This is a genomic window from Sorangium sp. So ce1504 (assembly GCF_051521635.1).
In the GTDB taxonomy this organism is placed as follows: domain Bacteria; phylum Myxococcota_A; class Polyangia; order Polyangiales; family Polyangiaceae; genus Sorangium; species Sorangium cellulosum_B.
In genome coordinates, this window is record NZ_CP150365.1 from 6,525,040 (window position 1) to 6,537,739 (window position 12,700).

General features: G+C 70.4%; 13 protein-coding genes. 7 read left to right on the top strand and 6 right to left on the bottom strand.

Annotated features, from left to right (window positions below; all coding sequences use genetic code 11):
- Positions 1 to 18: 18 nt before the first annotated feature.
- The 6 genes from WMF39_RS24415 to WMF39_RS24440 all read right to left on the bottom strand — a co-directional run bounded on the left by WMF39_RS24415 (position 19) and on the right by WMF39_RS24440 (position 3,056).
- Positions 19 to 594, bottom strand: a complete 576-nt coding sequence (locus tag WMF39_RS24415; protein WP_437747853.1) for an RNA methyltransferase — start codon at positions 592 to 594, stop codon at positions 19 to 21.
- A complete protein-coding gene (gene trmD, locus WMF39_RS24420; protein WP_437747854.1) occupies positions 591 to 1,385 on the bottom strand; it encodes a tRNA (guanosine(37)-N1)-methyltransferase TrmD in 795 nt (264 codons plus the stop codon). Before trmD ends, WMF39_RS24415 begins: the two co-directional genes overlap by 4 nt.
- 40 nt (positions 1,386 to 1,425) lie before the next feature.
- Positions 1,426 to 1,938, bottom strand: coding sequence for a ribosome maturation factor RimM (rimM, locus tag WMF39_RS24425; RefSeq protein ID WP_437747855.1), 513 nt, complete (start codon positions 1,936 to 1,938; stop codon positions 1,426 to 1,428).
- Between the two features lie 12 nt (positions 1,939 to 1,950).
- The gene (locus tag WMF39_RS24430; protein ID WP_012237070.1) at positions 1,951 to 2,202 is read right to left on the bottom strand and encodes a KH domain-containing protein; all 252 of its coding nucleotides are present in this window, start codon (positions 2,200 to 2,202) and stop codon (positions 1,951 to 1,953) included.
- A gap of 1 nt (position 2,203) precedes the next feature.
- Positions 2,204 to 2,470 carry a 30S ribosomal protein S16 gene (rpsP, locus tag WMF39_RS24435; protein ID WP_012237071.1) on the bottom strand — a complete coding sequence of 89 codons (267 nt, stop codon included), beginning with the start codon at positions 2,468 to 2,470 and terminating at the stop codon, positions 2,204 to 2,206.
- A gap of 403 nt (positions 2,471 to 2,873) precedes the next feature.
- Entirely contained in the window at positions 2,874 to 3,056 is a 183-nt protein-coding gene (locus WMF39_RS24440) for a hypothetical protein (protein WP_157906850.1), read from the bottom strand.
- A gap of 282 nt (positions 3,057 to 3,338) precedes the next feature.
- On the opposite strand from WMF39_RS24440, the gene WMF39_RS24445 reads away from it, so the two are divergent.
- The 7 genes from WMF39_RS24445 (at position 3,339) to dnaG (ending at position 12,647) form a co-directional block, all read left to right on the top strand.
- Positions 3,339 to 4,775: a DUF4350 domain-containing protein gene (locus WMF39_RS24445; protein ID WP_437747856.1), complete on the top strand. Its 1,437-nt coding sequence runs from the start codon at positions 3,339 to 3,341 to the stop codon at positions 4,773 to 4,775.
- Positions 4,772 to 5,749, top strand: coding sequence for an AAA family ATPase (locus WMF39_RS24450; protein WP_437747857.1), 978 nt, complete (start codon positions 4,772 to 4,774; stop codon positions 5,747 to 5,749). The genes WMF39_RS24445 and WMF39_RS24450 overlap by 4 nt, the downstream gene beginning before the upstream one ends.
- Before the next feature lie 6 nt (positions 5,750 to 5,755).
- Positions 5,756 to 7,426, top strand: coding sequence for a DUF58 domain-containing protein (locus tag WMF39_RS24455; protein ID WP_437747858.1), 1,671 nt, complete (start codon positions 5,756 to 5,758; stop codon positions 7,424 to 7,426).
- A gap of 9 nt (positions 7,427 to 7,435) precedes the next feature.
- The gene (rsmA, locus tag WMF39_RS24460; RefSeq protein ID WP_437747859.1) at positions 7,436 to 8,266 is read left to right on the top strand and encodes a 16S rRNA (adenine(1518)-N(6)/adenine(1519)-N(6))-dimethyltransferase RsmA; all 831 of its coding nucleotides are present in this window, start codon (positions 7,436 to 7,438) and stop codon (positions 8,264 to 8,266) included.
- Between the two features lie 242 nt (positions 8,267 to 8,508).
- Positions 8,509 to 9,933, top strand: coding sequence for a F0F1 ATP synthase subunit beta (gene atpD, locus WMF39_RS24465; RefSeq protein ID WP_437747860.1), 1,425 nt, complete (start codon positions 8,509 to 8,511; stop codon positions 9,931 to 9,933).
- Between the two features lie 7 nt (positions 9,934 to 9,940).
- On the top strand, positions 9,941 to 10,498 hold the full coding sequence (atpC, locus tag WMF39_RS24470; protein ID WP_437747861.1) for an ATP synthase F1 subunit epsilon: 558 nt from the start codon (positions 9,941 to 9,943) through the stop codon (positions 10,496 to 10,498).
- Between the two features lie 199 nt (positions 10,499 to 10,697).
- Positions 10,698 to 12,647, top strand: a complete 1,950-nt coding sequence (gene dnaG / locus WMF39_RS24475; RefSeq protein WP_437747862.1) for a DNA primase — start codon at positions 10,698 to 10,700, stop codon at positions 12,645 to 12,647.
- The last annotated feature ends 53 nt before the right edge of the window (positions 12,648 to 12,700 follow it).

Genomic DNA, 12,700 nt, shown 5'->3' on the forward strand with positions numbered 1-12,700 from the left:
ACCGCGCGCCGCGCGAGATCACCCGGCGTTCCGGTCGCCGAGCAGCCGATCGAGCGTGATCGCGCACGCCGCGCGCACGCTCAGGTGGTTGTAGCCGGTGCTCGCCTCCGCCCTGATCGGCTCGATCCGGACGTCGGCATCGGCGATGACCTCTGGCGCGAGGCCCCAGCCTGTGCCGAACAGGATCACCACCGGATCGCTCGCTTGCGCGAGGCGCGCGCGGGTCGCTGCGTAGCTCGTCACCGGGAGCCCTCGCGAGGCCGCCGCGGTCGTCCAGACCTCGACACCGCGCCGACCTGCGCCGCTCAGCGCGGAGTACACGTCGTCCAGGCTGGGGACCACGCTCAGCACATCGAGCGCGACCGCGCGATCCGGGATCCGGCGCTTGCCGGAGCCGATCACCCAGTGTTCCTTGATCCGCTCTGCCAACGCGCGCTGAGCGGCGACTGGATGAACGACGAAGAGCCGCTCGGCGCCGTATGTGCGCGCGCTCCGCGCCATGTCGTGCAGATCGAGGTTCGTGATCGCCGTGGTCACCGTCTCCCCGGACCGGTCGAGCACGGGGTAGTGAACGAGCGCGAGCGCGAGCCTCATCGCCGCGCCTCGCCGCTCTCGTCCTGGGGCGGCTCTCCCCCATGCGCCTTGCGCCAGAGGTCGGGCCTGCGCTGGGCCGTGCGCAGCTCGGCCTCCGCTCGTCGCCAGCGCGCGATGGCCGCGTGGTTTCCTTGCTGCAGCACGTCGGGCACCTTGTGCCCACGGAACTCAACGGGACGGGTGTACTGCGGGTACTCCAGGAGCCCTGACAGCGCGGGGCTGTGCGACTCGTGCTCCGCCGACACAGCGTTCCCGAGCACCCCTGGGAGCAGGCGCACGCACGCATCGATCACCGCCATCGCCGCAACCTCGCCGCCGGTCATCACGAAGTCGCCGAGCGAGATCTCCTCGTCGACGAAAGCGCGCACCCGCTCGTCGAACCCCTCGTAGCGACCGCAAACGAGCGCAACGGCAGGGCGCGCCGCGAGCTCGATGGCCTTCTCCTGACGGAAAGGCTGCCCCTGCGGCGTGAGCAGCACCCGGTGCGCGCGCGGCAGAGGCCCCGAGGACGCCGTCGCGTCGGCCCCGGGAGGCGCGCTCGACGCATCGCCTCCGGCGGCGGCTTCGTCGAGCGCCTCCAGGCAGCGGACGATGCAGTCGACGCGCATCACCATGCCGGAGCCGCCGCCGTAAGGCGTGTCATCCACGCTCCGGTGTCGGCCGAGGCCAAACTCACGCGGGCTGCGCGTCCGCACGGCGAGCGCACCCGACGCGAGCGCGCGCCCGACCATGCCGATCGCCAGGAACCCCTCGAACAGCTCCGGAAACAGGGTGACTACGTCGATGCGCATCGCACTTGCCGAGGCGGGCTCCCTTGCGCGGAACGGCGGCTCAGACGAGGCCTTCCAGCGTCGCCAGCTGGACGACCTGCCGCTCCGCGTCCACGCTGCTGACGAAGCTCTCGGTCAGCGGGATCTCGATGGAATCTGCGCCCTGCCTCTCCACGACGAGCACATCGCAGGTCGGGTACGACTGGAGCGACCTCACGTGCCCGAGCAGATCGCCATCGGGCGTCATCACGCGCGCCCCCTCCACGTCGCAGGCGTAGAACTCGCCCTCAGAGAGCGGCGCGAACGCGTCCCGAGGGACGCACAACGTCGCTCCGCGCAGGGCCTCGGCCGCGTCCCGATCGTCGATCCCGGCGATCCGCACGAGCAACGCCTTGTCGACGGGCCGCGTCGCCACGATCTTCGCGTCCCGCGCAGAGCCGTCGGGAAGGCGCAGCCTGATCGGAGGGCGCGTGAGGAGCAGGTCGGACGCCTCGTTGTAGAGGCGCAACCGCAGCTCCCCCTGAACGCCGTGCGGACGGGCGACTTCCGCGACGGGAACGTAGCGTCGCTCCACGTCGGGCTCGTCTCAGTCGAGGATGTCGAGGTGCGCGCGGCGCCCCGACTTGCTCGCGGCGGCGCTCAGCAACGTCCTGATCGACTGCGCTGTGCGCCCGTCCTTGCCGATCACCTTGCCGATATCCTCGCGCGCGACCGTCAGCTCGATCCGGGGGAAGCGGTCTCCCGCGACCTCGCGCACGACGACCCGGTCCGGCTGATCGACGAGCGCGCGGGCAACGAGCGCGACGAGATCGACCAGCGGAGACGTCGACGAGGCCATGCTACTTCGCGGCGTCCGCGGGAGCGGCCGCCTGGGCCAGCCCAGGGTGCTTCAGGAGCAGCGCCACCGTGTGCGTCGGCTGGGCGCCGTTCGAGATCCAGTGCCTCACGCGGGGAACATCGAGGCGGATCTCGGTCCTGCGCGGGTCGTACGTGCCCAGCCGCTCGATGAACCTGCCGCCGCGCGGGCTGCGCTGGTCGGCGACGACGATACGGTAGAAGGGCGTCTTCTTGGTGCCCGCGCGGGCGAGGCGAATATGAACGGCCATCTGTAGAACCTCGATCGATATGGAAGAGCCCGTGCCCACGTTGTGCACGGCTTGCTCTGGAGGCGCCGGAGCGTAGCTCGTTCAGTGCTCCGCGCCAGAAGTGGGGGCGCAACCTAGGCGAAGATCCTGCCGAGGGTCAACCCCGCACGAGCAGGGCACGTCCGCGGAGGACGACTTTCGGGCCCCCGCTGCCTGCTCGAAGCCCCGCTCGCCCAGTCGCCAACCGTCCTCGCCGGACGAGCCCGGTGCGAGCGCGGAGCCGAGATCCGCGTGCACGCACGGTCGCGAACTTCGTGGAATTTGCGAGGAAAACGGGGAATGTCTCGAAGGTACGTCATCCAGGACACGCTGCTGGAGCAGCGCTTCCAGGGGGTTCACGCGGGAGCGCGTGCTACACGTGGCGTCAGCCCAGATCGAGGATGATGACGCCCCGGTTGGGATCGTCCTCTTCCGAGTCCGGAAGACGACGAGGTGCGGGGTAGCGTTCGATCGGCAGCTCGAGGCGCGGTCGAATTTCTTCTCTTCTGGACCGATCCTTCTCTTCTTCGCGCTGCCGTATTTGCTCGATGATGAACGGAGGAAGCATCGACTAACCCCTCCACCTCGTAGAGTGCTCGGCTGAATTGGTGGAACGAGGTCTGCGAGAAAGCACCCCGCTCTTAGAAGCGAATCTAGCAATGTGGGATGGCGGGTCAAGGTTATCGGTCGGGCCGACAGTGGTATGTTCGCAGCGCTCATGACGCGGCACGGCGCGTGGTTTGTGCACGCATGCTCCTCAGGCTCAAGGTCCGGTCCCGGGTCGGGTTCTGGTTCCAGTTCCGGTTCCGGCTCCGCTTCCGAACTTGTTCGGGAAGATCGGCGTCGGCCGGTGCGCTCGCAGGGCACGTCCTGCTCCTTCCTGGCGGCGCTGGTCGCACTGATGGCGCTGCTCGCGCCCGCCCGAGCAGCGGGCGCCGCCTTCGACGTGAACGACCCGAGCTGGGAGGGTTGCTCGGAGCTCCTCGAGATCGCGCGCGCGGAGCTGGGGGCCGCGAGGGTCCACCCCGTCGCTGTGCTCGACTGGAGCCAGGTCGGCCCAGAGGACGGCATCCTGGTCCTCCACCCGCTGCAAACGCTCGACGCTGACGAGACGACCTCCTTCATGAAGGCCGGCGGACGGCTCGCCATCATCGACGACTTCGGCCGCGGCGACGACACGCTCCGGCGATTCCAGATCGAGCGCATCCCGACGCCAGCCCGGCCGCTCGCCGCGCTCCGGAACCGGCCCTCCCTCGCGATCGCGGAGCCCGTCGCCGACACCGTCGGGGGCCACTCCGTCGGCCGGCACCCCGTCGTCAGCCACGTGGAGCGGCTCGTCACGAACCACGCGACCGGCCTCCGGCATCCGAACCTCTCGCCCGTGCTGCGGATCCGCGCCGTCAGCGAGCCGGACGTGATCCTCGCCGTCGCCGGGCAGGTCGGCAAGGGCCGGCTCTTCGCGATGGGCGACCCGTCCGCGCTGATGAACATGATGCTCAGGTACCCGGGCAACCGCGCCTTCGCCTCGGGCCTGACGCGCTACCTGGTCGACGAGGATGGGGCTCAGCCGCGCCGAGGGCGGCTCCACATCGTCGCGAACCGGTTCGACGAAGAGAGCTCGTTCGGCGGCGAGACGTCGCTCCGCAAGGACTTCGACGCGCAGGTCAAGGCGCTCGCGAGCGCCGTCGAGGACGCCCGCCGCGACGGGCTTCCGGGCGGCGCCCTCCTCGCGCTCGCGGCGCTCGCCGGCCTCGGCCTCGCCATCTGGACCGCGCGCGCCTCCGCACGGCCCTACCGGAGCCCGCTCCCCCGGTACGCCCGTCCGACGCCGCTCGTCGCTCAGGGAGGCGCAGCTGGGCGCTTGGCCGTCCTCGCCGCCCCCTCTTCCCCGCGGGGCCTCGCGTTCCTCGAGCTGAAGAGCGCCCTGTTCGAGGCGCTGTCCTTGCGGTTCGGCCTGGAGGCGAATCCGGCGCAGGAGACGGTCGCGCGGCTCGTCGCGCGAGAGGGATCTCTTGACGAGCGAGCCCTCTCGGCCTTCAAGGATGTTCTGGGCACCATGTACCGAGTCGAAGCGTCCGTCGTCGCCGGCAAACCGGCGAACGTGTCCAGGCCCGCGCTCGTGCACGCCGCCGACGTCGTGCGGCATGTCCTCGCGACTTGCGGCGCCGACGGCCGGAAGCCGCCGCGCGGACGTCACCCCAGCGCGCCCCCCGACCCTGCGACGGCGTCGCCGTCGCCAACAGACGCGAAGCTCGCACCACCCCACCCAGACAAAGGCGCTCGATGAACCAGGTTCAGGCCGTCGCCGTCGACGAAATCTCCGCGGCAAAGGAGCGGATCGAGGCGGTCCGGCGAGAGATCACGCGCGTTTACATCGGTTCGTCGCGCGCGATCGATCTGATGCTCACCGCCCTGCTCGCGCAGGGGCACGTGCTGCTGGAGGGCGTCCCCGGCGTCGCGAAGACCACGCTGGTCAAGGCGTTCGCGGCCACGCTGGGCGCGTCGGTCCGGCGGATCCAGTTCACGCCCGACCTCCTGCCCGCCGACATCACGGGGACCTATGTCCTGTCGCCCAAGGAGGGGACCTTCACGCTGCGCCCCGGTCCGATCTTCGCGAACCTCGTGCTCGCCGACGAGATCAACCGCGCCCCGGCGAAGACCCAGTCGGCCCTCCTGGAGGCCATGCAGGAGCGACAGGTGACGATCGAGGGCGATCGCTTCGAGCTGCCGTCGCCCTTCATGGTGCTCGCGACTCAGAACCCGATCGATCTCGAGGGGACCTACCCGCTGCCCGAGGCGCAGATCGACAGGTTCCTCATCCGCGTGAGCCTCGGCTACCCGCAGCACAAGGACGAGGTGGCGATGCTCCGCGCGCACAACGTCGAGGCGCCGCGGGCGCGGGCGACGCTCTCCGTCCAGGACCTCCTCATGCTGCAGGGCGTCGCGCGAAGGATCCACGTCGAGGACGATCTGTACGAGTACGCGGTGAACCTCACGGCGTTCACGCGCACGCACCCTCGCGTGCTGCTCGGCGCATCGCCGCGGGCCACGCTCGCGCTGGTCCAGGCGGCCAAGGCGGCGGCGGTGATCGGCGGGCGCCCGTTCGTCACGCCGGACGACGTGCGCGGCATGGCACAAGCGACGCTGGCCCATCGCCTGGTGCTGGTACCCGAGGCCGACGTGGATCCCAAGGCGCGCGACACGATCGTCGACGAGGCGGTTCAGCGCGTGGGGTACCGGCGCGCGGCGCGGCCGGCGTAGATCCGCATGCAGCTCTACCCCACGCGCACCGCCGCCCACCTGGCCATCGCCGGCGTCGCGGTCATGGGCGCCGGGCTCATCGCGCGCGAACCGGCGATCGTCGGCTGGGGCGGGGCGATCCTGGTCGCGATCGCGCTCGCCCGCGGCGTGACGCTGGTGTCGGTGGCGCGCATCCGCGCGGCTGGGTTCGAGATGCTCTGGGGCGGCTCGCGGCGGATCCTCCGTTCCGCGCGCGGAGGCACAGTCGAGATCGAGGCCGAGGTTCGGAACCGCGACACGCTCGCGGCTCGCTACGTCAAGCTGCGCACCATCGCCTCGTCGCAGCTCGACGTGCGCATCGAGCCGAACCGCGGCGAAGTCTCCGCCTCGGGTCGGCTCAAGGTGAAGGTCATCGTACGAACGCCGCGCGTCGGCCAGCACGGGCTCCACGGGCTAGCGCTCGAGGTCCACGGCGCCCCGGGCCTCTTCGAGGTGCCCCTGACCTTCGCGAACCCGTATGGCATCGAGGTGCTCCCGCGGCCCTTCATGCCGTACCTGACGCAGCCGCGCGGAGGACGCAGTCACCTCCTCGCAGCCTCTGGCAAGCCCGGGCGCGTACGCGGCGAAGGAGACGACCTGCGCGAGCTGCGAGAGCACCAGCCGGGGGACCCGTTCCGGAAGATCGCGTGGAAGGCCAGCGCGCGCCGGGGCACACTGCTCGTGCGGGAGTTCGAGCGCGAGGAGCGGGATGTGGTCTGGGTCCTCGTCGATGCGGCCGTGGAGCTCTGGGCGGGTCCGCTCGGCCGCGCTCCGCTCGATCTCATGATCGACGAGGCCGCGGCCATCGCGACGAGGCACCTCGGGCGCGGCGATCGCGTCGGGCTCATCGTCCTGGCCCCCGGCCCGCGCGTGACGATCGCGCCCGATCACGGCCCAGGGCATGGTCAGAAGATCGCGCAAGCGCTCACCGTCGGGTGCGGCACGTACGACGCGGATCGGAGCGAGCTCGACGAGTCGGACGTCGCGGCGCGCGTCATCGAGCACCTCAGGCCGCTCGACGCGCGCGGGCTCGACGATCTGCGCCGCGGCGACCTCGACCGGCTGGCGGCCCGCGCGGAGTCGATGCGCGCGCGTGCGCCGTTCTCGGCGCCGGCGCCGCTCGGGCGCTCGCAGCGCGAACGGACGCTGCGCCGCTACCTCGCGAGCTACGGCATCGAGTCGCCCGCGCGCGCCGAGCCGGATCGGCGCGATCCCGCCGTGGCGGTCGCCGAATCGCTCACGCACATCGCGCGCGTCAAGCCGCGCGCGAGCATGGTCTATGTCCTCGCGTCGCCTCCGGCCGACGCACAGCTGGGCCAGCTCTCGGAGGCCGTGCGTCGGCTCTCGCGGAAGGCTGTTCACGTGGTGTGGACGCTCCCGGATCTCGAGCCAGGGCTCGGGCCTCCCTGGGAGGCGCCGCGACCGCAGGAGAGCGACGGCGACGAGGGGCAGAGCGGCCCCACGCCGTCCAACAAGGCGTTCCAGGAGCTCGCGCCGATCGCGGCCGAGGCGGTGCTCATCCGCGCGCGGGTGGCTCAGACCCGCCGCGAAGCCGTGCTCCGCAAGGTCGGCGTGCGCGTGGTGCGGCTGCGCGCGACGGCCGCGCCGAACAGAGCCGCAGACGTAGCCCACGACGGGGCGCACCCACCGCAGATCTAAGGACGGGCGATGGCCATCGCAGAGCTCTTGCGCACACGCGGTCTCTCCCCGAAGAAGGGGTTCGGGCAGAACTTCCTCGTCGACGTCGATGCGGCGCGCCGGATCGCCGAGGCGGCCACGACGACGGAGGGCGGCGCGGTGATCGAGATCGGAGCAGGGCTCGGCGCGCTCACGCGGCCGCTCCTCGATCGCGCCACGCACGTCGTCGCCATCGAGCGCGATCGCGACCTCGTCCCGATCTTGCGCGAGCAGCTCGCTGGACCGCTCGAGGAAGGCCGCTTGACGCTGCTCGAGGCCGACGCAGCGCAGGTCGACTGGGTCGGCGCGCTCTCCGGTCACGCGCGGCCGCACGCGGTGGCGGGCAACCTCCCGTACCACATCACGGGCCGGCTCCTCGAGCAGGCGACCACCGTCGCGCATCAGATCGATCGCGCGGTTTTCATGGTGCAGCTCGAGGTCGCGGATCGTCTGGTCGCCGCCCCGGGCAGCGCCGACTACGGCGCGCTCTCGGTCTTCGTGCAGGCCGCGTTCGACGTGCGCCGCCTCCTGATCGCGCGCGCCGGCGCGTTCTACCCGAGGCCCGAGGTCGACTCGGCGGTCGTCGTGCTGACGCCGTGGCGCCCGCGGCGCGCCGAGGAGACGGACGCCTTCCGCGCGGCCGTGCGCGCCGCGTTCTCGGCGCGCCGCAAGACGCTCCGGAACGCCTGGAAGAACCTTTATGGCTGGTCCTCCCAGGAGCTCGAGCGGCACGCGAAGGACGCCGGCATCTCGCTCGACGCTCGCGGCGAGACGCTCAGCGTGGAGGCGTTTGCGCGGATCGCCGCCCCCAGAGGACGCTGAGCGCCCGCCGCGCGCCGGCGCCCCCTCGCCGGAGCCGGAGAATGATGCGAGATGGACGTCGCCCCCGGACGTCCCGCGTGGAGCCCAGCCCCCGGAAAACACGCCCACGACCGCGCGTCCGCAGCGACGCGGCCGTCAAAAATCCCGCAGAATTTCTGGCAGACGGCACTAGTCGGACGCGCAGGTCCGTGCTAGTGGGCCCCGCGACTCGTCAAAGCACGTACGAGGAGGACTCCCGCTCCATGGTTGTTGGAAAGATCACCCAGGTCATCGGACCGGTCGTCGATGTCGATTTCCCGGCTGGCCAGCTGCCCAAGATTCTGAACGCGCTCAAGCTGAGCAACCCGAGCATCTCGGCTGAGCCAGACAACCTCGTGCTCGAGGTCGCCCAGCACCTCGGCGAGTCGTCGGTGCGCACGATCGCGATGGATTCCACCGACGGCCTCGTGCGCGGGATGGAAGTCCGCGACACGGGCAAGCCCATCATGGTGCCGGTCGGCAACGAGTGCCTCGGCCGGATCCTGAACGTCGTCGGTGTGCCGATCGATGAAGCCGGGCCCGTGCACGCCAAGAAGATGGCGCCGATCCACCGGGAGCCGCCCCCGTTCATCGAGCAGTCGACCAAGGTCGAGGTCTTCGAGACGGGCATCAAGGTCATCGACCTGATCGCCCCCTACCGCAAGGGCGGCAAGATCGGCCTCTTCGGCGGCGCCGGCGTCGGCAAGACGGTGCTCATCCTGGAGCTCATCAACAACGTCGCGAAGGCGCACGGCGGCGTGTCCGTCTTCGCGGGCGTCGGCGAGCGGACGCGCGAGGGCAACGACCTCTTCCTCGAGATGAGCGAGTCGAAGCTCGCGGACGGCAGCCCCGTCATCTCGAAGGCCGCGCTGATCTACGGCCAGATGAACGAGCCCCCGGGCGCTCGCTCCCGCGTCGCGCTCTCGGCGCTCGCCGTGGCCGAGCACTTCCGCGACGAGGAGGGGCAGGACGTCCTCCTGTTCGTGGACAACATCTTCCGGTTCACCCAGGCCGGCTCCGAGGTGAGCGCGCTCCTCGGACGCATCCCGAGCGCCGTCGGTTACCAGCCGACCCTCTCGACGGAGATGGGCGCCTTCCAGGAGCGCATCACCTCGACGACCAAGGGCTCCGTCACCAGCGTCCAGGCGATCTACGTCCCCGCGGACGACCTGACCGACCCCGCGCCGGCCACGGCCTTCGCCCACCTCGATGCGACCACCGTGCTGTCGCGCGCGATCTCGGAGCTCGGCATCTACCCGGCCGTCGATCCGCTCGACTCGAACTCGACGATGCTCGATCCCCAGATCGTCGGTGAGAAGCACTACTCCGTCGCGCGGCGCGTTCAGCAGACGCTGCAGCGCTACAAGGACCTCCAGGACATCATCGCCATCCTCGGCATGGACGAGCTCAGCGAGGACGACAAGCTCGTCGTGGCGCGCGCCCGCAAGATCCAGAAGTTCCTGTCGCAGCCGTTCTTCGTGGCTGCCCAGTTCACCGGGCTCGAGGGCAAGCTCGTGCCGCTCAAGGACACGATCGCGGGCTTCGAGGAGATCCTCGACGGCAAGCTCGACCATGTCGCGGAGCAGGACTTCTACCTGGTGGGCGGCATCGAGGACGTGAAGGCCAAGGCGTCGCAGAGGGCGTCCTGACGCAGCCATGGCCGACACAATCCTCCTCGAGATCGTGACGCCGACCGGTCTCGCGCTGCGCGAGCAGGTCACGGACGTGACCGCGCCGAGCGTCGCCGGCGAGTTCGGTGTGCTCCCGGGTCACCTCCCGCTGCTCGCCGCGCTCCGGACCGGCCTCGTGACCTACCATCAGAACGGCCAGGAGCACCGCCTGGCCGTCCATCATGGCTTCGTCGAGGTCGCCGGTGACACCGCGCTGCTCCTCACCGAGCGCTTCGCGGTGAAGGACGACGTCGACGTCGTGAGGGTACGCCGCCGGCTCAAGGAGGTCGACACCGAGCTCGACCACTGGCAAGGCGACCTGACTGATCCGCGCCGTCGAGCGCTCATCGAAGAGGAGCAGTGGCTCGCCACCGAGCTCGAGCTCATCGGCGATCCGCCCCCTCCGATGGTCCGCGAAGACACGCGCTTCCTGGCCGAGCACGCCGAGGCGCCGCCGGTCGACGAGATGGTCGAGGCTTCCCAGCCCGACGAGAGCCTGACGGACCACAAGAAGCCCGGCTCTCCGTTCCCCGATCCGAAGTGACGTCTCTGGCGGCTACCGCCTTGCACGTGCGGCCGCCGCACAGGACACTTGTCTCCACACAGGCCGCGAGGGACTGGGAAGTCTCCCGCTTCGCGAGCCGCCCGTACCGCCGAGGCGCTGGCGCGGACGCCGCCACGCCGTCTGAGTCCACCCGTGATGATCTGCGGGCCCCGCACGCACGGAGCCCCCAAGGCAGCCCATGATCTCTCCGGAGACGATCGCGCTCGTGAAAGAGCGCACGGATCTCGTAGCGCTCATCGGCGAAAGCGTGCGCCTCACCCGCCGAGGGCACTCCTTCACCGGGCTCTGCCCCTTTCACAAGGAGAAGACGCCCAGCTTCCACGTGAGCCCGAACCGCGGGTTCTACCACTGCTTCGGCTGCAAGGAGACCGGCAGCGCCATCGACTTCGTGATGAAGCTCGAAGGCCGGACGTTCGCCGAGGCGGTCCGCGCGCTCGCCGAACGCGCCGGCATCGAGGTGGCGGAGTCGCTGACCGAGGTCGAGCGGCGCGAGGCGCAGGCGGCGCGCAGGTCGAAGGACGACCTCTATGCTGTCAACCACCTCGCCGCGACGTTCTTCGAGCACAGCCTCCGCGGGGGGCCGGGCAGCGCTCCTCACCCGCTCGCGCGCCACGCTCACGAGGAGCTCGAGCGGCGCGGCCTGCCCCTCCGCGACGGCGATGGAGCCGCCGATCCGATCGCCGACGCCCTCCAGGCGTTCCGGATCGGCTACGCCCCGTTCGGCTGGGACGGGCTCTCCACGTACCTGCGACAGCAGGGCGTCTCCCCGGTCCTCGCGGAGCGCGTCGGGCTCCTCGTACCGCGCTCGTCGGGGAGCGGACACTACGACCGCTTCCGGCACCGGCTCATGTTCGCCGTCACCGACGTGATGGGCCGGGTGATCGCGTTCAGCGGACGCGCGTTGCCCGATCCCAGCCCTTCCGAGCTTTCGTCGCTCGGCCTCACTGGCCCTGCGCCGCAGGCCGACGGCGCGCCGGCGAAGTACATCAACAGCCCCGAGTCGCCGATCTACACGAAGGGCGAGCACCTCTTCGGGCTGCACCAGGCGCGCCAGGCGATCCGTCAGCGCGGCGAGGCGATCCTCGTGGAAGGCAACTTCGACGTCGTCGCGCTCCACGCGCGCGGCATCGGCCAGGCGATCGCTCCGCTCGGTACCGCCTTCACGCCCGGACAGGCGAAGCTCATCAAGCGCTTCGCGCCCGCGGTCATCCTGCTGTTCGACGGCGACGCGGCCGGCAAGAAGGCCACGCGCGCGGCGCGCGCCCCGTGCCGTGAGGCGGGGCTCAGCGCGCGCGTCGCCGTGCTGCCTTCCGGCGTCGATCCGGACGACCTCGCGCGCAAGCACGGCCCCGAGGCGATCGCGCGCATCGTCAAGGCGGCGCGCGGCCTGCTCGAGCACCTGATCGACGAGGCGCTCGACGGCGACAGCTTCGGAGGCTCGTCGCTGCCCGAGCAGCTCGCCCGCGTGCGCGCCGTGACGACGCTGCTCGCCGACGAAGACGACCCGAACCTCAGGATGATGGCGAAGCTCTACGCCGATCGCCTCTCCTCGAAGCTCGTGATCGGCGGCCGCTCACCGGACGACCTCCGGCAGCTGGAGCGCGTCGTCGAGGAGTCCCTCTCCCGCCCGCGGAGCCAGCCTAGCCGCGAGGTGATCCCCTCCGGACAGACGACCGAGACGTGGGAGCGCGCTCGCTCACGCACGCAAATCCAGGAGGTAAGCCTGGAGATCCTGGGCGCGATCCTCGATTTTCCCGAGCTGCTGGCCGACGACGATCTCCAGACGGCGCTGGAGTGCCTCGAAGGCGACGTCGCCCTGGCGATTGTTGCGGCGCGTCAAAATTTCACTTTTGAAATGGGTCTTGTCGCCAGCGAATTTCTTGCGCAAGTCCCGGCTCCGATCCATTCATTCGCGGCTGGACGGCTGGTCTCGCCTGTCTTCGAAGCGGCCTCAACGGCCAAGGCGACGCTCTTGGAGAATTCACAAAAGTTGAGCAGACAAGCCCTGGCGCGACAGAAAGCAGCCGTCGTGAGCCAGCTCCAGAAGAGCGCGGTCGACGCTGATGCTGAAAACGCTTTGCTGCGTGAGCTATTCCAGCGGAGAGCGGGGGGTCTCGGTCTTCCTTGATGCGTTCCGGGTCGCCTCGCCGTGGCGACCCGACGTGCGTGATCCCTAGAGTT